Source organism: Paenibacillus sp. YN15 (assembly GCF_003285005.1).
GTDB lineage: Bacteria > Bacillota > Bacilli > Paenibacillales > NBRC-103111 > Paenibacillus_AR.
The window spans coordinates 36956-56021 of sequence record NZ_QMFA01000045.1 but is presented as its reverse complement, the minus strand read 5'-3'; the positions used below and the strand labels follow the sequence as shown (position 1 = coordinate 56021).

The 19066-nt window shown below is 56.8% G+C and carries 19 protein-coding genes; 14 read left to right on the top strand and 5 right to left on the bottom strand.

Annotated features, from left to right (window positions below; genetic code table 11):
- The 6 genes from DQG13_RS25820 to DQG13_RS25795 form a co-directional block, all read left to right on the top strand.
- Positions 1–262, top strand: a 262-nt coding sequence (locus DQG13_RS25820; RefSeq protein WP_146767205.1) for an S-layer homology domain-containing protein, incomplete at its 5' end; no start/stop codon positions are given.
- A gap of 217 nt (positions 263–479) precedes the next feature.
- Positions 480–2930 (top strand): nitrite reductase large subunit NirB, encoded by a 2451-nt coding sequence (gene nirB / locus DQG13_RS25815; RefSeq protein ID WP_113023065.1) that lies wholly within the window; start codon positions 480–482, stop codon positions 2928–2930.
- 30 nt (positions 2931–2960) lie between these two features.
- Positions 2961–3287, top strand: coding sequence for a nitrite reductase small subunit NirD (gene nirD, locus DQG13_RS25810; protein ID WP_113023064.1), 327 nt, complete (start codon positions 2961–2963; stop codon positions 3285–3287).
- Between the two features lie 12 nt (positions 3288–3299).
- Positions 3300–4094: a formate/nitrite transporter family protein gene (locus tag DQG13_RS25805; protein ID WP_113023063.1), complete on the top strand. Its 795-nt coding sequence runs from the start codon at positions 3300–3302 to the stop codon at positions 4092–4094.
- A gap of 140 nt (positions 4095–4234) precedes the next feature.
- Positions 4235–4747, top strand: coding sequence for a GyrI-like domain-containing protein (locus DQG13_RS25800; RefSeq protein WP_113023062.1), 513 nt, complete (start codon positions 4235–4237; stop codon positions 4745–4747).
- A 225-nt stretch (positions 4748–4972) separates the two neighbouring features.
- On the top strand, positions 4973–5794 hold the full coding sequence (locus DQG13_RS25795; protein ID WP_258525864.1) for an RpnC/YadD family protein: 822 nt from the start codon (positions 4973–4975) through the stop codon (positions 5792–5794).
- Between the two features lie 337 nt (positions 5795–6131).
- Here DQG13_RS25795 and DQG13_RS25790 read toward each other — a convergent pair whose 3' ends face one another.
- Positions 6132–7076: an aldo/keto reductase family protein gene (locus tag DQG13_RS25790; protein WP_113023060.1), complete on the bottom strand. Its 945-nt coding sequence runs from the start codon at positions 7074–7076 to the stop codon at positions 6132–6134.
- Positions 7077–7250: 174 nt separating this feature from the next.
- Here DQG13_RS25790 and DQG13_RS25785 point away from each other — a divergent pair, with 174 nt between their 5' ends.
- The 4 genes from DQG13_RS25785 (at position 7251) to nfsA (ending at position 10785) form a co-directional block, all read left to right on the top strand.
- On the top strand, positions 7251–7895 hold the full coding sequence (locus DQG13_RS25785; protein ID WP_113023059.1) for an NUDIX hydrolase: 645 nt from the start codon (positions 7251–7253) through the stop codon (positions 7893–7895).
- Positions 7892–8557 carry a non-canonical purine NTP pyrophosphatase gene (locus DQG13_RS25780; RefSeq protein WP_113023058.1) on the top strand — a complete coding sequence of 222 codons (666 nt, stop codon included), beginning with the start codon at positions 7892–7894 and terminating at the stop codon, positions 8555–8557. The genes DQG13_RS25785 and DQG13_RS25780 overlap by 4 nt, the downstream gene beginning before the upstream one ends.
- 48 nt (positions 8558–8605) lie before the next feature.
- A complete protein-coding gene (locus tag DQG13_RS25775) occupies positions 8606–9967 on the top strand; it encodes a PASTA domain-containing protein (protein WP_113023057.1) in 1362 nt (453 codons plus the stop codon).
- Positions 9968–10029: 62 nt separating this feature from the next.
- Positions 10030–10785 carry an oxygen-insensitive NADPH nitroreductase gene (gene nfsA / locus DQG13_RS25770; protein ID WP_113023056.1) on the top strand — a complete coding sequence of 252 codons (756 nt, stop codon included), beginning with the start codon at positions 10030–10032 and terminating at the stop codon, positions 10783–10785.
- 242 nt (positions 10786–11027) lie between these two features.
- On the opposite strand, the gene DQG13_RS25765 is transcribed toward nfsA, so the two are convergent.
- Complete coding sequence (locus DQG13_RS25765; protein ID WP_181592999.1) at positions 11028–11876, bottom strand: AraC family transcriptional regulator; 849 nt, start codon at positions 11874–11876, stop codon at positions 11028–11030.
- A gap of 165 nt (positions 11877–12041) precedes the next feature.
- Here DQG13_RS25765 and DQG13_RS25760 point away from each other — a divergent pair, with 165 nt between their 5' ends.
- The 4 genes from DQG13_RS25760 to thrS all read left to right on the top strand — a co-directional run bounded on the left by DQG13_RS25760 (position 12042) and on the right by thrS (position 15974).
- Positions 12042–12725, top strand: coding sequence for a ThuA domain-containing protein (locus tag DQG13_RS25760; protein WP_113023069.1), 684 nt, complete (start codon positions 12042–12044; stop codon positions 12723–12725).
- Positions 12726–12727: 2 nt separating this feature from the next.
- Positions 12728–13837, top strand: a complete 1110-nt coding sequence (locus DQG13_RS25755; RefSeq protein ID WP_113023054.1) for a Gfo/Idh/MocA family protein — start codon at positions 12728–12730, stop codon at positions 13835–13837.
- A 45-nt stretch (positions 13838–13882) separates the two neighbouring features.
- Entirely contained in the window at positions 13883–14020 is a 138-nt protein-coding gene (locus DQG13_RS30990; RefSeq protein WP_181592998.1) for a hypothetical protein, read from the top strand.
- 223 nt (positions 14021–14243) lie between these two features.
- Positions 14244–15974: a threonine--tRNA ligase gene (thrS, locus tag DQG13_RS25750; protein WP_258525863.1), complete on the top strand. Its 1731-nt coding sequence runs from the start codon at positions 14244–14246 to the stop codon at positions 15972–15974.
- A gap of 74 nt (positions 15975–16048) precedes the next feature.
- Here the strand turns inward: thrS and DQG13_RS25745 are convergent, their stop codons facing one another.
- Genes DQG13_RS25745 through DQG13_RS25735 form a run of 3 tightly spaced genes read right to left on the bottom strand, consistent with a single transcriptional unit; the run spans position 16049 to position 19039 of the window.
- Positions 16049–17200 (bottom strand): ABC transporter substrate-binding protein, encoded by a 1152-nt coding sequence (locus DQG13_RS25745; RefSeq protein WP_113023052.1) that lies wholly within the window; start codon positions 17198–17200, stop codon positions 16049–16051.
- Positions 17201–17225: 25 nt separating this feature from the next.
- Complete coding sequence (locus DQG13_RS25740) at positions 17226–18023, bottom strand: ABC transporter ATP-binding protein (protein WP_113023051.1); 798 nt, start codon at positions 18021–18023, stop codon at positions 17226–17228.
- Positions 18020–19039: a FecCD family ABC transporter permease gene (locus DQG13_RS25735; protein ID WP_220094446.1), complete on the bottom strand. Its 1020-nt coding sequence runs from the start codon at positions 19037–19039 to the stop codon at positions 18020–18022. Before DQG13_RS25735 ends, DQG13_RS25740 begins: the two co-directional genes overlap by 4 nt.
- Positions 19040–19066 lie beyond the last annotated feature (27 nt).

Sequence of the window (19066 nt, the reverse complement as noted above, 5' to 3'; positions counted from 1 at the left end):
CTTTGCCGACACAGCCGGACATTGGGCGGAGAAAGCGGTGCGCCTCCTGGCCTCCCGCGGCATTCTCACCGGTTACCCGGACGGAAGCTTCCGGCCGGACCAGCCGCTGACCCGGGCGGAAACGGTTGTGCTCCTTAACCGTATGCTGGGCCGCAGCGGTGTGCCCGGTGAGGCGGCGGCTATGCAGGAAGCGGCATACAAGGATTTGCCCGCCGGACATTGGGCGTATGCGGAGATTATGTCGGCGGCGGCAATCCAATAAAGGCTATAATCAGCAGTTTTCCCAAAATCAAAAATTATTTTGTCGGATGGCTTGGAAAATCGGTAACATCAGTTACCGATTTTTTTATTTGAATTGATTATAATCTGCTTACCAATAGATATTGATCCAAAGAAGCTTGCCGGCAGGTATGTGAACAAATTCACGTTTTCTGAGCGCCGGTCTCATAATGCTTCGAGGAATGGAGAGGAGCCTGTCCATGACTACAAATTGCAGCCTTTGCAGAGAAAAGCTGGTGCTTATCGGCAACGGAATGGCCGGCATGAATGTTATTGAACAAATTCTCAAGCTTCAGCCGCACCAATACGAGATCACCGTTATTGGGGAAGAGCCCCATCCCAATTACAACCGGATTCAATTGTCCTATGTGCTGGAGGGCAGCAAGGCGCTGCCGGATATTGTGCTGAACCCGCTGGAATGGTATGCGGAAAACGGCATCCGCCTTCTTATCGGCACCAAGGCTGAGCGTATAGATACGGAAGAAAAATTGGTGCAGCTGGATAACGGCGATGCTGTAGAGTATGACAAGCTGATCATCGCTACAGGTTCCAAGCCGTTCATCCTTCCCGTTCCCGGCGCAGATAAAGAAGGGGTTGTGGGCTTCCGCAGCATTCAGGATTGTGAAACGATGATGGAGGCGGCTGCGGCATACCCCAAGGCGGCCGTAATCGGAGGCGGCTTGTTGGGGCTGGAGGCAGCCCGGGGACTGAAGGAGCTGGGCATGGAGGTAACCGTCATTCACCTGATGGACCGTTTAATGGAGCGCCAGCTTGACCCGGTTTCGGCGGGGATGCTGAAGGCGGAGATGGAGGCCCGGGGCCTGTCCTTCCTGATGCAGGCGCAAACGGCGGAGCTTCTGGGGGACAGCCGGGTGACAGGCATCCGGTTTGCCGACGGCCGTGTGCTGGAGACGGACTTCGTGGTGATGGCCGCAGGCATCAAGCCCAATGCGGAGCTGGCCCGGGCCAGCGGGATTCCCGTAAACCGCGGCATTCTTGTGGACGATTATATGCGCACCGAAATTGAAGGGATTTATGCAGTGGGCGAATGCAATGAGCACCGCGGCATGTGCTACGGACTGGTGGCCCCCCTCTATGAGCAGGGAGCCGTATTGGCCAAGCATCTCTGCGGCATTGATACAGCGCCCTATACCGGCTCCACTGTATCCACGAAGCTGAAGGTATCGGGCGTGGATGTCTTTTCCGCCGGAGAGTTCCTTGATGCTCCGGGTTTGACGGCATTGACGGTCCATGATCCGTGGAAAAAGATTTATAAGAAAATTCTGCTTCGGGGCAATGTCATTGTCGGCGGCGTACTCTTTGGCGATGTGGCGGAGTCTGTCCGTCTTGCCCGCTGGTCTGCGGAACAGGCGGAGATGACAGAGGACATCCACCAGGCGTTGATGGGCGGCGGAGGCTGCTGCGGAGGCGGCAAGTCCAATGCCGTGGAGGCCATGGCCGATGAGGATATTGTCTGCGGCTGCAACGGCGTTACCAAGGGCGCCATTCTGGCGGGTATTCGGAACGACGGATGGGCCAGCGTGGAGGAGATCAAGCAGCATACCGGCGCAACCCGTTCCTGCGGCGGCTGCAAGCCCATGGTGGAGGCATTGCTGGCTTCCGCCCTGGGGGCCGATTATGCGGCAGGCGCGCCTGCCAAAGCCGGTATCTGCGGCTGCACGGACAAGGGCCGGGATGAAATTGTAGCGGCTATCCGCGAAAAAGGTCTCCATTCCGTCCGCGAAGTGATGAATGTGCTGGAATGGCAGGAGCCGGAGGGCTGCTCCAAGTGCCGTCCTGCCCTGAACTATTACCTGGGCATGATCTGGCCGGAGGAATATGAGGATGAGCGGGAATCCCGTTTTGTCAACGAGCGGCTTCATGCCAATATCCAGAAGGACGGCACCTTCAGTGTGATCCCGCGGATGTACGGCGGCGTTACCAGCCCTTCCGAATTGAAGAAAATTGCCCAAGTAGCGGAGAAGTACGATGTGAAGATGGTCAAGGTGACCGGCGGCCAGCGCCTCGATCTTCTGGGCGTGAAGAAGGAGGATCTGCCCAAGGTATGGGAGGAGCTGGATATGCCTTCCGGCTATGGCTATGCCAAGTCCCTGCGCACGGTGAAAACCTGCGTGGGCAACCGCTTCTGCCGCTTCGGCACCCAGGATTCCATCGGCGTGGGCATTGAGCTGGAGAAGAAGTTTGAACGCCTGTGGATGCCGGCCAAGTTCAAAATGGCGGTAAACGGCTGCCCCCGCAACTGTGCGGAATCCGGCACCAAGGATTTCGGCGTGGTGGGCAATGACGGCGGCTGGGATATTTTTGTAGGCGGCAACGGGGGCATTAAATTGAGAGGGGCCGATCTTCTCTGCAAGGTCAAAACCGATGAAGAGCTGGTGGACATTTGCGGCGCATACATCCAGTTTTACCGGGAAACCGGCAGGTTCGGCGAGCGGACCAGCGAGTGGGTGGAACGGATGGGTCTGGAGGCCATCCGTGAGGCCGTTGTCGACAATCTGGAATCCCGCAAAGCTCTTGTGGAGCGGGTGGAGCTGGCCCTTGCCCAACTGGAGGACCCTTGGATGAAGGTGCGCAATGACAGCGGGCTGCAGCGTTCGCTTTATGAGAATGTGGCCGTGCGCCAGCTTTAAGACCGATTTGGAGCAAAGGGGAGAAGAGCAATGGCAGAGTTAACGTATGTGGAAATCGGCCCTGTGGAGCGGTTTCCCAGCCGGATCGGCGTCCGGGTGCAGCTGGGAGAAGAGGAAATTGTGGTGTTCCGTCTGACGGACGGGCGGATTGTCGCTTTGGAGAACCGCAATCCCCACCGCAAGGGCGGCATTATCAGTGAAGGTTTGGTCAGCGGGGAATATCTGTACGACCCGTTATATGACTGGAAAATCAGCCTGGTAACCGGGGAAGTCCAAGCCCCTGACAACGGCCAAGTGAAGGTGTATCCCGTACGGGTGGAAGCGGGGAAAGTCAGCATCGGCACGGACAGCCGGTAAGGGGGCAGGCGGATGTATCGTGAATCGATTGAAACCGTTGTGGATTCGGCCTTAAAGCGCAAAAAGCTGATGGATGAAAGCCTGCTCCGGTATCTGACCGCCGCGGGTTTGGCCGGGGCTTATGTAGGCCTGGGCATTGTGCTGATTTTTTCGGTAGGGGCTCCTTTGGCTGCCATCAAGTCTCCTGTTACCTCTTTGGTTATGGGCGCCAGCTTCGGCGTAGCCTTGACCCTGGTTATTTTCGCCGGAGCTGAGCTTTTTACCGGGAATAATATGATCTTTACCCTAAGCTCGCTGACAGGAGCCACCCGTTGGCGGGATGCCTGGAAGAATTGGTTCTGGTGCTTCCTGGGCAATTTGATCGGCGCCATGGTTTTGGTGCTGCTGGTAAAGGGCTCCGGCATCTTCAGCGGCATTAAAGCGGATCATCTGCTTATGGCATCGGCGGCCAAGAAGATGGCGATTCCCTTCTGGCAGGCCTTTTTCCGCGGCATTCTCTGCAACTGGTTTGTCTGTCTGGCCATCTGGACCTCCATGCGGGCCAAAAGCGATTCCGCCAAGCTGATCCTGATCTGGTGGATGCTCTTCGGCTTTATCGCCTCCGGCTACGAGCACAGCATCGCCAATATGACGGTGCTGGGGCTGGCTCTGGTGCTGCCTCACCCGGAAACCGTATCCCTGGCCGGCTGGTTTCATAACATGATTCCGGTGACATTGGGAAATATGGTGGGCGGCATCGTATTCCTGGCGATGATGTATTGGTTTATCACCCCCATCCGCTTGGGCGCCAAAAAGCTGGATACGTAAAACATGTGCTGCACAGCCTCATAAGCTCTTCCCATCGTTTGGTGGGAAGGGCTTATTTTTGGCTTTAAAGAAAACAGCGGTTTCCTTGACGGTGCATATTGGAAAGGATCATAATAGAGGAGAAAAAGAGGAGGGATAAAATGGAAGCGACTGTTGTAGCAAAGGATCAGTTGCAATTGGCGGTGCTTAGAGCCGAGGGGGCCCATGCGGATTTTCAGCTGGGCAAGGACGTGAGACGGGCGTGGCAGGAGCTTCAGGCCGCGCTGGCGGATAATAAATCCCTGATTGTAAACGATTCCATCGGCTATGTGATCTATCCCCAATGGGGGTTGGAAGGCCAGGGCAAGGGAGATAACCATACCCTTTGGGTGGGGATGCAGGTAAAAAGCTTCGACGGTCTGCCGGAGCAGGTGGAGCAGGTGGTCATTCCCTCCAGGCGTTACGTGGCAGCCCCGTGTGTTGGCGGCAAGGAGGAGATGTACCGGATGTACGGGGAGCTGCGGGAATGGGCGATCCGTCAGGGCTGTACCATCGATAATTCGGAGGGGGCATGGACTGTAGAAGCCAACCGCTTGAAGCCTGTAAATCCTTTTGAAATACCGGCGGAGGGGATCGAAGCCTTTGATTTTGATATTCTTTATGCCATTAAATAATATGGTTAATGGTGTTAAATGATTTTTGGAAGCGCTTGAATGTGAGCGGATTGTATGGTACGATAGCCTCACCAAAATAAATCGCATCGTGAAGCACACGTTGACTGTCCTTTCGGAAGAAAGGCGGTTGAGGTGTGCTTTTTTGTTGCGAAAGGAGAGTGAATAGCCATCGTTGATCATGACCGTTTATACAAGGAATTGCTGCAAACCTTTTTCCGTGAATTTATGGAGTTGTTTTTTGCCGAGGCGGCGGTGCAGCTGGACTTTTCCCGTGTGGAGTTTCTGTCGGAGGAATTGGTGACGGACATTACGGGAGGAAGCAAGCGGCGTCTGGATCTGCTGGTAAAAACGCGGCTTAGGGAGGAGGAGATTTTTCTGCTGGTCCATGTGGAGCCGCAGTCGTATTATGAGGAGCGATATCCCGAACGGATGTTTTTGTATGCTTCCCGGCTGTACGAGAAGTACCGTCTGCCGGTATTGCCCGTGGCCGTCATCAGCCACCGCAAAAAGCTGGACGAGCCGGATTTCTTCGGCTGGAGCCTGCCGTTTTTGCAGGTGATGCAATTCAAATATTTCCGGGTGCAGCTCCGCAAATACAATTGGCGGGATTTTATCCAGTCCGACAATCCGGTGGCTGCTGCATTGCTCAGCAGCATGGGTTATAATAAAAGTGAGAAAATCCAGATCAAATTGGAATTTGTGCGGATGATGACCCGGATGGAGCTGGACCCGGCAAGGATGGAATTATTAACGGTTTTCTTCGACAGCTATCTGATCTTGAAGAAGGAAGAGGAGCTTCTGGTCCAGGAAGAGCTGGAGCGTATTTTTGGAGATGAAGGAGGTCCTGCGATGAGATGGGAGACCAATAGGATGAGGCTGGCCCGGGAAGAGGGCGAGGAGGAAGGATTGAAGAAAGGAGTGGAAGGGGTTGCGGCAAAGCTCCTGGCAATGGGGCTGGACCCATCCGTAATCCTGAAGGCTACAGGCTTGTCGGAGACGGAGCTGGCTGCTCTGAAGGAGTCTGATTCGGTGCAAGTGCAGGAATAACCGGGCCTGCAACATAACGGCATAAAAGCCTGCCTGCCTTGACGGCAGAACAGGCTTTTTCCGCTTCCGCAGAGCTAAACAAACGCAAATATTTCCTAGCCAGCCAGCTATCCGGACTGACATTCCGCTATTGTTCAAAAATATGCGCTTTAGAGGATTTCGCGGACACACGATTCCTTATTTGCTCTTCTGACCGCCTAAATCGGCTGTTTGGGACATGTTAACGGATCATCTGTCCGCGTGGAAAGCAAAAGGCCGGTTTTTTCGCGAATAACGGAACCTGTGTCCATATTCCATATCTCCAAGGGGGGAAACAGGCCCCTCCCCTCGAAAAATCTTAGTTGGCCCCCAGTATGCCCTCGATTTTCTCCAGAACCTCCGGCGCCAGGGTGATGCCCGAGGCTGCCGCATTCTCCACCACCTGCTGCGGGCGGCTTGCGCCCACCAAGGCGCTGGCCACGTTGGGCTGCCGCAGAATCCAGGCCAGCGCCAGCTGCGCTACAGTGATGCCCAGCTCCTTGGCAACGGCATTCAGCTGAATAACCTTGGCGATTTTCTCCTCAGTCAGGCCCTTGCGCATGTTCTCCAGTTTGGCGGCCCGGCTGTCGGCGGGGATATCCGACAAGGAGGTGTATTTGCCGCTTAACAGGCCTTGCGCCAACGGCGAGAAGACCACTTGGCCGATTCCCTTTTCCTGGCCGAGGGGGATGATGTCCTTTTCAATATAACGGTTAAACATGTTGTACACCGGCTGGTTGACCACAATGCGGTCCAGCAGGTACTTGTCCGCCACGGACAGCGCCTCCGCCATTTGGACGGCGGTCCATTCGCTGACGCCTGCATACAGAATCTTGCCTTGGGTCACCAGGTCGTCGATGGTGCGCAGGGTTTCCTCCACCGGGGTTTCCGGATCGAAGCGGTGGCAGTAATAAATATCCACATAATCCGTGCCCAGCCGCCGGAGGCTGGCATGGAGCTGCTCAAAAACATGCTTGCGGGACAAGCCGCGGTCATTGGGGCCTTCCCCCATGGGCCAAAACACCTTGGTGGCCAGAACATAGCTATCCCGTTTATATTCGCGGAGCGCTTCGCCGACAACCTTTTCCGCTTCTCCCCGCTCATACACATTGGCCGTATCGAAAAAATTAATCCCCAGCTCGTACGCTTTATGGATGGACTGCACCGCATTTTCCTTTTCCACATAGCCGCCGTAGGTCAGCCAGCTGCCAAGGCTGATTTCACTCACCTTTAATCCGGTTTTGCCCAATTTGCGGTATTGCACGGAACATTCCTCCTTCAGGTTTATCGGAACACTATTTCATCCTAGCCCACTTGGCCGTTTTTTAAAAGTACTGAAATGATTATTACTAGGTTACGTTGAGGTAAGTGTCCCTCCATAGAGTGGAAGTGGGCTGGGGGATAGTGCTAAAATGGGCAAGAGGTGAAACTTGTCCAAATGGCACAGGATGAATATTTTGATATTTTTGATGAACATATGAACAGGCTTGGAACGGCAACCCGCCGGGAGGCCCATGCCCAAGGACTGTGGCACCGGACCTTCCACTGCTGGATTCTCCGCAAGGGAAGCCGCGGCTGGGAAATATTGCTGCAGCTGCGCCACCGGGACAAGGATACCTTTCCCGGTTTGCTGGATGTGTCCTGCGCCGGACATTTGCTGGCTGGAGAACAAGTGGAGAATGGCTTGCGGGAGCTGCAGGAGGAGTTGGGCATCACCGCCTCTTACCCGGAGCTGCTTTTCGCCGGCGTGTCCGCAGACGAATATATTTTTCCACACGGTCTAATCGACCGGGAGTTCTCCCACATCCATCTGTATGCTTGCGCCTTGCCTTTGGAGGAGTACAAGCTTCAGGCTGAGGAGGTATCCGGTCTTTTGGCCGTACCGGTTGGCGAATGGGAAGCGCTGGTCCGGGGGAGGGCGGAAGCCGCATCCGCCAGGGGCGTCATTTACGATGACTGGGGCAATTCTCCGCAGATAATAGAGCGGCGGATTACGCTGGAGGAGATCACCCCCAATTCAGAAAGCTATTACGATAAGCTGCTTACGGGGATCGGGCAGTTGACCAGCGGGAGGAACATATGAAGCTTATCTATGGAACGGGGAATCCCGCCAAGCTGAAAACCATGAAGGAAATGCTCCGGGATATGCCCGTGGAGCTGGCCGGATTGAGGGAAGCCGCAGCGGCCGCAGGCGCGGTGCTTCCGGAGGTGGACGAAAGCGGCAAGGAGCCGCTGGAGAATGCCCGGATCAAGGCGCTGGCGTATTACCATGCCTTGGGACAGCCTGTTTTTTCCTGCGACTCCGGTTTATATATCGATGGGTTGACCAAGGAAGAGCAGCCGGGTGTGCATGTCCGCCGGGTAAACGGCCGGGTGCTGACAGACGAGGAAATGATCCGGCATTATACGGAGTTGGCAAAAGCCCACGGCGGAGCCGTTAAGGCGCGCTACCGGAATGCCATTTGTCTGGTGCTGGATGAAGGGCATGTGGTCGAATACGACGGGGATGAGCTGGCCGGCTCCGCCTTTCTGCTGGTGGACACGCCCCATCCCGCCCGGGACGAGGGATTTCCGCTGGATTCCATCTCGGTGGAGATCGCCAGCGGAAACTATTACATGGACATGCAAGACGAGCACAACAGTGTATTTGAAGAGGAGATCAGCGCGGCTTTCCGGCAATTTTTCGCCAACAGTCTTTCCGGTCTGCAGAATATTCCAAGAAAACTTGAACAAGCCGGAAAATGAAGCCTTCTCCCGAATATAGTAAGAGTGTAAGGAGAAGGGGGAATCATCATGCAATTTTTTGCTGAGCGTTATCAATTATCCGAACCCTGGAGCAAAGCCGCCGACGGCTGGCTGGCTGCCGCCCGGGACCCGAAGCTGAACCGCGAGGTGCTTTTGTGGCGGACAGTTGTATTAAGCGATGTCGAGAAGGAGGAGCTGCTGCGCCGGTTGGGGGCGGCGGCCCGTTTTTCCCATAACCGGTTCATGCATATTCTTGATGTTTCGGTAACCGGAACCGAGGTCTATGCCGTCCTGGCCAAAAAAGAAGGCTTCCGGCTGTCCGACAGGATTCATACCCTGGGCTGGAGCGGCCGGGTCATTCTGGAGCAGCTGAAGGAGCTGATTCCCGCCATCCGCGAGGCCAAGCGGGAGCGGCTGCCGGATTTTGCGATTACGGCGGAGAATCTGTGGCTGGATCATGCCGGAAGGCTCCAGATCATTCAATATTGGCTGGCTGCACCGGAAAAAGAGCGGGATGTGTTTGGTTTTGCCACGCTTTTGTACCAGCTGTGCACGGACGGCACCGCCGGACCGGCATCCATGCGGGAATTTCAACAGGCCGTCGGCCGCCGTCTGGACGGGTTGCCCGGAGGCGGACCGCAGGAGGCAGCGGATTGGGCAAGCTCCGCTTTTTTGCCGTCCTGCACCCTGCGCCGGATGGAGGAGGGCATAGCGGGGCTGCTGAACCCCCGACCCCAAGTTCCGGAAGCCCCGGAGCAAGCTGAAGTTGGCGCGATGGCCAGAAGAAGCCGGAAAAAGCAGGAGGAAGCCTCCGCCAAACCCGCTAAAGAGCCAGTCCGGCAGTATGCCGACCCGGTTCCTCCCCCGGAGGAAGACGAAGAGGAGGAGACTGCCGCTTCATCCCGGCTGCGGCCGTGGCTCTGGTTCAGCGCCATTGTGATGCTCATCGGATTTCTTGGCGTTGTGGGCATTTGGTATGTGACCCGGCCGCCCTCTGCGGAGCCGCCTGCCGCCTCAGCGGTATCGGGGACGGCAAACTCCGCAGAAGCTTCAGCCGCCGCCGGCGGTTCTCCCGCCAAAGGAGCTGCCGCATCGGCAAAGCCGCAGGCAGGCACAGCCTCTCCCACACCGGCTTCTTCGCCGCGGGTTTCGCCTTCCCCCGGTGCGCCGTCTGCCAGCAAGCCGGCAGCAGAAGCGGGTCAAACCGAACAAACTACGGTCCCCGCCTTAACGGGGAAAACTCTGGAGGAAGCCTCCCAAGCTGCATTGAAGGCAGGCTTGAGATACGAATATGTGCTGGAGACCGGGGAGGCCGCGAAAAACACCGTGTTCCGGCAGGAACCGGCAGCCGGGACAGCGGCGGTAAAAGGGGATAAAGTAAAGTTTTGGGTAAGCAAGGGAAAATCGTGATATAAAGTAACATAATAAGTATTATGTTAACTAAATGAAGTGACACCACAGGAGGGAAGACCGTGAACGATACCATTCAAATCCTTTTGCAGCATCGCTCCATCCGCGAATTCAAAGAAAGGCCGCTTACGCGGGAGGAGCTGCAGACCATTATCCAAAGCGCCCAAGCGGCGCCCTCCTCCAGCTTTGTCCAGGCGTATTCCATTATCGGCATCCGCGATCCGCAGAAGAAGGAACAGCTTGCCGAGCTGGCCGGCAACCAGCCTTATGTAGCCCAAAACGGCCATTTGCTGGTGTTTTGCCTGGATCTGCACCGGTTGTCACTTGCAGCGGAGCTGGAAGGGGTCTCCGTGGAGAAGACACTAACCGCACTCCAATCCGTGGAAACCTTCATGGTCGGGGTAATCGATGCCGCTCTTGCTGCCCAAAATGCGGTGGTCGCCGCTGAATCCCAGGGGCTGGGGACCGTCTATATCGGGGGGCTGCGCAACCGGCTTCCCGAAGTTGTGGAGCTGCTCAAAACGCCGGAACGGGTGATCCCGCTGTTTGCCCTCTGCATCGGCGAACCGGCCCAGCCCTCCGCGGTGAAACCCAGGCTGCCCATGGCCGCGGTTTACCATGAGGAGGAGTATACGGAAGATCAGGCCCATACGGAGCTTCTTCAAGCCTATAACGCTCAAATGTCCCGTTATTATGCCGAGCGGACGGAGGGCAAACGGGCGGAAGGATGGACGGCGGGAATCGCCAAGCAGCTAAAAAACCCGAAGCGGCTTTACATGAAGGAATTTCTGGGGAGCCGGAAGCTGCCGTTGGAGTAATAACCCCAAGGGGTCTGTCCGATGAAAGAAAAACGCGAATAAATATTCATGATGGAATGACTGGGAGGGAAAGGAGTGACTTGAGGGCGAGTTTTTTTGGCGGCATTGACACCTTAAACATTCAATAAAATCAAGGCCGACAAAACTGTTTGAGCTTCCAAGGCACTCCTTTCCCGGTAAGGAATGAAATCGGATGAATATTGATTCGCTTAAGCAACTCCGTCGGACAGACCCCAAGGCACTCACCCTTGCCGCAGGCGGCTGGGTGAGCTTCCGTGGAATTGCCGGAACACCCGGTTGAAGGTGCGCACATTGCTGAAGCCGCATTCCAGGGCAATGTCCAGCATGGTCCGGTTGGTGCTGCGGATCAATTCCTCCGCCCGGCTGACGCGGATGGAATTGAGATAAGCGGGGAAGCTCATACCCGTCATCCCGCGGAAAAACCGGGAGAAGTAGAAGGGGCTCATCTGCGCCGCCTGGGCGGCCTGCTCCATAGTAATCTCTCCGGTATACGCCTCTTCCAGAAAATCCAGCACCCGCTGCATCACCTTCATATTGGCCAAACGCCGTTTGGCATTGCCCTCATCCGCCGGTTCCAGCTCCATATGCCGCTCCGCATAACCGCACATTTCGTGGAGGAGACCGGTAATGATTCGTTCGTAGCAAGGGCCAGCCTGCTGCCATTCCTCATGGGCGCGCTCCATTAGCCCGGCCATGAGGTTAGCCAGCACTCCGTATTCCTCCGCGGAGCGGGCGCCGGAGGTTTTCGTCAAAAACGGCGAGAGCAGCCGCACATCCTGGGGCCAGCCTCCCGGCAAGCCTGCCAGTCCGGGATGAAAAATCTGGATCAGCAGCGCAGAAGACTCTTCCTTGCTGTCATAAAAATGGATATCCCCGCTGGCGCAAAAGGCAAAGTCCCCTTGCACAAGCCTGCGCACCTCCCGATTCACCCCCATCCAGACAGCGCCTTCCTTCACATAAACCAATTCCACCTCCTGATGCCAATGGGCCAGGAAATGGATGTTGCGCGTCAAAAAGGATTGAAAGCGGAGGTTCGTCCGGTAACGTCTGTTCTCGTGAAAGGCCTTCATCCTCATACCCCCTTGCGAAGTGTTTCTGTTAACAATCTCAGTGGGATAAATATAGCAAAAAATGTCCATATCCTCAATGAAAATGGCGAGAAACCATCCCGGCTCAGGCGTACAATAAAGGCGAATCAACTGATCTGCGCAAAGCAGAAAGGATGGCGAAGCAAAATGGCAAACGCAAAGCGGCAGGCCCTGATTGTCAAAGGGGGCTGGGAGGGGCATGAGCCCACCCAGGTATCCCGCGTTTTCACGGATATTCTGGAGCAGGAAGGATTTCAGGTGGAGATTTCCGATACCTTGGACAGCTTCCTGGATCAGGACAAGCTAATGGCTTTACATCTGATCGTTCCCGTATGGACCATGGGAGAGATCAAGAAGGAGCAGCTGCATCCCGTGCTGAAGGCAGTGGAGTCCGGCGTTGGGCTGGCAGGCTGCCACGGGGGGATGTGCGACGCCTTCCGGAACAGTACGGAATGGCAATTTATGACCGGGTCCCAGTGGGTGGCCCATCCCTTGAACGACGGAGTGGAATACCGGGTGAACATGGTGGCCTCCTCGTCCAGCCCGATTGTGGAGGGCATCCGGGATTTTACGGTGGTATCCGAGCAGTATTACCTCCACGTGGACCCTGCTGTCCAGGTGCTGGCCACCACCACCTTTCCCGTATCTGACGGGCCTCACTCCGCCAATGGAAGCATCGTCATGCCCGTAGTGTATACCAAACGCTGGGGGCAAGGGCGGGTGTTCTACAACGCCTTGGGTCATCATGCGGATGTGTTTGATATTCCCGAAGCCAAGGAATTAATGCGCCGGGGATTTCTGTGGGCAGCCGGTCGCGGGGAGGGGGAATAGCCATGGACAAAATAAACATTGGCATTATCGGCTGCGGCAATATCAGCGGAATTTACCTGACGAATCTGACCAAAACCTTTGCCAACACCCGGGTGATGGCCTGCGCCGATCTGGATATGGACAGGGCTGCCGCCGCGGCGGAGCAGCACGGCATTCCCCATGCCCTCTCCACAGGCGAGCTGCTGGAGCGCGGCGATATCCAAATCGTGGTCAATCTGACCACGCCGAAGCATCACTATGAGGTATCCCGGCAAGCGCTTCTTGCGGGCAAGCATGTCTACGTGGAAAAGCCGCTTACCCTCTCCCTGGAGGAGGGAACGGCCCTGGTGCAGCTGGTCCGGGAAAAAGGGCTGATGCTGGGCTGCGCTCCCGACACCTTTCTTGGAGCCGGGCTGCAGCTATGCCGCAAGCTCATTGATGACGGCTATATCGGCAAGCCTGTGGCGGCAACCGCCTTTATGGCCTGCCATGGCCATGAAGGCTGGCATCCCGCTCCGGAGTTTTATTACCAGGCCGGGGGCGGGCCCATGTTCGATATGGGGCCGTATTATCTGACGGCGCTGGCCTCGCTTCTGGGACCGGCCGAGACGGTATGCGGCATGACCTCCGCCGCTTATGCGGAAAGAATCATCACCAGCGCCCCCAAGTTCGGGCAAAAGATTCCGGTGGAGGTTCCCACCCATGTGGCCGGAACGATCCGCTACCGCAATGGCGCCGTCGCCACCATGATCACCAGCTTTGACATCTGGAGCAGCAAGCTGCCCCGGATCGAGATATACGGAACAGGCGGAACTCTGTCCGTGCCCGACCCCAACACCTTCGGCGGTCCTGTTCTGCTGCAGCCTGCCGGGCGCAAGGAAGCGCTGGAAATCCCGCTGATCCACGCCTACGATGAGAACAGCAGAGGCATCGGGGTGGCAGATATGGCGCGCTCCCTTGTTGCCGGCGGAACCCACCGGGCCAACGGCGAAATGGCGCTGCATGTGCTGGAGATCATGCACGCCTTTCACACCAGCTCCGGCAGCGCACAATATGTGCAGTTGAAAACCTCCTGCGAACGCCCGGCGCCTCTTCCGCCGGGGCTGGTCAAGGGTTATCTGGACCCGGCATAAATGGTGATGAATGCCTCTTGACTTTTGGCTACGGGCGCTGGTAATATGAGTTCAATTCATACAGCACAGCGCTTGACCAAAGACATGACCGCCATTTACGGGCCGTTCAGAGAGAGAAGCCACCGGCTGAAAGCTTCTCCGGCAACGGATGCGCAGGTTACCCCTTTGGAGCAGTACCGGTGAACCCTGCGCCTCTGTGGCCGCGGCAGTATCCGGTACCGGCCGGTCTTCCGTTAACGGACTCCTTCAAGGACCTGAATCCTGCTCCGGCTTCCCTGTATGGAAGCGGACTTGGGCCAGGTTGAACCAGGGTGGAACCACGAGCCGAACGCACTCGTCCCTTTTTGGGGACGATGCGTTTTTTTGTTTTTTATTCACCTGAATGCAGAGAATGGAGGAGTCAAGTATGGAAAAGGAAAAACGCCTGCTGCAGGCCATTCGCCAAACTGCCGCCCATGTGCTGGCCCAGGCCGTCAAGCAGCTGTACGGGGCGGAACAGGTCAAACTGGGGGCAAGCGCCGTCACAGAGGATGGGTTTTATTATGATTTCGACGTAGCGAAGCCCTTCACTTCGGAGGATCTGGACGCCATAGAGAAAGAAATGGAGCAGATCATTCGCGAGGACCGGCCCATTGCAAGCCGGTTGGTGAGCCGGGAAGACGCGGCGCTGCTGCTCCGCCTGGAGCCGTATAAGCTGGAGCTGCTTTCCGGGCAGCCTGAGCAGGCAGACGGAAAAATAGCCTTGTATGCACAGGGGAATTTTCTGGATCTGCAGGAAGGAGCGCCGCTTTCGTCCACTGGAGCAATCAAGGCCATGAAGCTGCTTCATGCGGCCGGGGCCTATTGGCAGGCGGATGCGTCCAAGCGGATGCTGCAGCGGGTGTACGGCACAGCTTTTGCCAAAAAGGCGCAGCTCAAGGAGCATCTTCTCCTGCTGGAGGAGGCGCAAAAGCGGGATCACCGGAAGCTGGGCAGGGAGCTGGAGCTGTTTATGTTCTCCGAGGAAGCGCCGGGTATGCCCTTTTATCTGCCCAACGGCCTGGTGGTCCGTTCGGAGCTGGAGAGCTTTCTGCGGGAGGCGCAGAACCGCCAGGGCTACCGGGAGGGGCGCTCTCCCCTGATGATGAACAGGCGGTTATGGGAGCATTCCGGCCATTGGGATCACTACAAGGACAATATGTATTTCACTCAGGTGGATGAGGATGCGTATGCCCTGAAGCCGATGAACTGCCCCGGGCATATGCTGGTTTTCAAAAACAGCCTCCATTCCTACCGGGAGCTGCCCATCCGGCTGGCGGAGTTCGGTCAGGTGCACCGCCATGAATTTTCCGGGGCCTTAAACGGCATGATGCGGGTGCGCACTTTTTGCCAGGATGATGCCCATTTGTTTGTGCGGCCGGAGCAGATTGAGGAGGAAATCGCCCAAGTCATTTCCCTCATCAGTCAGGTATATGGCGTGTTCGGCTTCTCATACAGCGTCGAGCTGTCCACAAGGCCGGAGGATTCCATGGGTTCGGCGGAGCTGTGGGAAACTGCGGAGAAGGCGCTCTCTAACGTTCTGGAAAAAGAAGGGATTCCCTACCGAATTAATGAAGGGGACGGCGCCTTTTACGGGCCGAAAATCGACTTCCATATCCGGGATGCGCTGAAACGGAGCTGGCAATGCGGCACGATCCAGCTGGATTTCCAGATGCCTCAGAAGTTCGGGCTGACTTATGTGGGAGAGGACGGCGGCAAACATTGTCCGGTGGTGATTCACCGGGCAGTGTACGGCTCCATTGACCGGTTTATGGGGATGCTGACTGAGCATTATGCCGGAGCCTTCCCGGTTTGGCTGGCGCCGGTGCAGGTTAAGGTGCTGGCGGTTTCGGAAGCCCATGCGGACTACGCGCTGGCTGTGCGGGAAGCTCTGTGGCAGGAAGGAATCCGGGCGGAGGCGGATTTGCGCCGGGAGAAGCTGGGCTACAAAATCCGCCAGGCGCAAATGGAAAAAATCCCGTACATGCTGGTAGTGGGGGATGCCGAAGCGGCAGGAAGGTTTGTTTCGGCGCGCAAGCGGGAGGTCGGGGATTTGGGCAGCATGAGTCCCGATGAGATGATCCGGCTGGTCCGGCAGGATATCGCCGCCCGGAAATAAGCGGCAGCCGCATATTCAGCACAAAAGCAGTCCCTTTCCGTTGGATGGAGGGGGACTGCTTTTTTTCCGCTGTCCTATTTTATCGCCTTTTCCGTCAGGCTCTTATACTGCTCATCCGTCAGCGGCTTGCTGTGGTAGAACAGGGTATAGAAGCGGCTGACCTCCTGCTTCATGTCATACTGGAAGGAATCCGGGTACAACAGCTCGGAGAGCCAGATCATCCCCATATACCGGTTGATGGAAGGAGGCGAGCCCAGCCAGTTGAAGGGATTGGCCGGAACCTCGTAGTAGCTGTTGCCGGAAATAGCCTTCATGGTTTTCCAGGCAGGGTCGGCGGCAGCCTTGCCGTACATGCTGCCTGGGGCGAATAGGATGACATCGGGCTTCCATTGGACAATCTGCTCCAGAGAAACTTCATTTCCTGTGCCTTTGCTGGAGGGATTATCCACCACGGCCACATTGTCCGCCATCAGGTCCAGCACCTCGGCATGGAAGGAGCCCTTGGCGATCACATTGGTTCCCGTATCTCCAAGACTGTACAGCACCTTGGCTTTTTTGTCGCCGATTGTTTTCATGGTATCGGTGGTGGTGGTGTAGATCTCCTTGGTGTAATCGGAGAGGACCTTGGCTTCCTCCGGCATCCCCAGAATTTGCCCCAGGGTATCATAAGCGGCAGACATGGAGGACAGTGTGGCCTCCACGAAGACAGTGGGAATGCCCAACTGCTTTTGCACCCCGTCCATATCCTCCGCAATGCTGCTTTTCTTTTCGCCGATGTCGATAATCAGCTGGGGCTTGGCGGCAGCCAATGCTTCCTTGTTCAGATTGGCGGAGCCGTAGAACTGGCCGAATACCGGCAGCTTCAGATACTTCTCGTCCATGAAGGCGCCCGCTTCGCCGCTCCATTTGTTGGACAGGCCCACCAGCTTGTCCGGGGCTAGGGCAAACAGGACCATCTGGGCCAGCTGCCCTGAAGGGGCGATCCGGTCAATCCCGGCGGGAAGCTCCACCTTGCGTCCCGCCGAATCGGTGAAGGTTACCGAAGCCGGAGCGGATGGGAAGGGGGAAGGGGAGGAACTGGCGGCCGCCGAAACAGAGGCAGCAGGAGAAGCCGTTGAAGCGGCTCCCGGGGTTTCCTTGCCGGAGGAGCCGCAGGCGGAAAGCCAAGCAGTCAGTAATACGGCTGAAAGTCCACATTTTGCAAAGCGTAATCCCAATCGTTTCATCTGATTCACTCTCCATTTTATATTGTCAAATTAATGCCTCAGCCGGAACCGCAAACTTGGGGATGCAGACGGAAACCGCTCCGCCGTACAGCCTTTCCAATGAAATGTCCACGCCGTACAGCTCCTTCAGCAGGCTTTCATTCATAACCTCGCCGGGAGAGCCCCATGCAAACACCCGCCCCTCCTTCATAGCCAGCACCTGGTCGGCAAAAAGCAAGGCCTGATCCGGATTATGGGTGGATTGAATAACCGTATAGCCGGAATGGGTCAGCTCCTTCACACGCTGCAGCACCCTTAGCTGGTTGCCGTAGTCCAGGTTGGCCGTCGGTTCGTCCATGAGGAGAATCCGCGCCTGTTGGGCCAATGCCCGGGCGATGAGCACCAATTGGCGTTCGCCGCCGCTTAATTCCAGGAAGCTGCGCTCCCGCAAGAGAAGAATCCCCAGCCTGTCCATGGCTTCGTCAGCCAGTTGGCGCTCCTTTCTGCCGGGGGAGGACATCAGGGAAAAATGGGAGGCGGTGCCCATCAGCACCATATCCTGCACCGAAAAGCTGAAGGCCGGGGAGTGGGATTGGGGCACATACGCCACCAATTGGGCCAGTTGGGCGGGATTGAGCTTGCGGATATCCTGTCCCGCCGCCGTAATCTCCCCGGTATATCCGTTAAGCAAACCCAGCATACACCGGAACAAGGTGCTTTTTCCCACCCCGTTGGGACCCAGAAGGCACAGGAGCGACGGCTGGTCCAGACGGAAGGTAATGTCATGCAGCACCTGCTGCTTGCTGCGGTAAGAGAACCGAAGCCGGCTCACCTGAATGCTCATCCGCTGCTTCCTCCATTTTTCAGAATCAAGCCCAGAAAGAACGGAGCCCCGATAAACGCCGTTAAAATACCGATAGGAATCTCGCTCACCCATACATTCCGGGAGACATTGTCCACTGTGAGAAGAAAAATCGCTCCTGTCAGCATGGAGGCCGGAAGCAGACGGCTGTAATTGGGACCGGCCAGCTTCCGGGCCAGATGGGGGATCACCAGGCCCACCCAGCCGATCATGCCGCTGACGGCTACGCTTGAGGCGGTGATCAGGGTGGCCGAGAAGATCACCGCCATCCGGATGGCGCCCGTATGCACCCCCATGGCCCGCGCCTCCTCCTCGCCCAGGGTCAGCACATTGATCCGCCAACGGAGCAGATAAAGCGGGATCATCCCCAAGGCCATGGGAATCAGAATAAACCGCACATCCGCAGGCTGTGCGCCGGCCAGGCTGCCCATCAGCCAATAGGTAATGGCCGGCAGCTGGTCATTGGGGTCCGCCGCCAGCTTCACAAACGAGGTGCAGGCGGAGAAGAGGGAGCCGATCATAATGCCCGAGAGAATCAGGGTCAGGATTTGCCTGCCCTTGCCCCGCCGGCCGATGAACAGCACGAGCCCTACCGCCGCCAGACTGAACAGGAAGGCACTGGCGGTAATATCCCGCTTCGACCCTTCCAGGAGAATGGCCAGGGCTGCGCCAAAGGCCGCCCCCGCCGAAGCCCCCAGCACATCGGGAGCCGCCATTGGATTATGGAAGATCCCTTGGTAAGCCGCACCGGCGGCGGACAGGCAGCAGCCCACCAGACAGGCCAGAAAAATCCGGGGGAGGCGCACTTGAAAGAAAATGGCCTTCATTTGCTCATCCGTTCCGGGAAGCCCCCAGTCCTTGCCGATGCCCGGCGCAAGCATGTGAAGCACCTGACCGGGGGATATGGGATAACGGCCCATATTTAACGAAAGGACGACCATGGCGAGGAGAAGCAAGATAAGTGCGGACAAAAGCGGAATAGCCTTGCGACCGTACAACCGCATCCCTCCCTATTTTTTCGACAA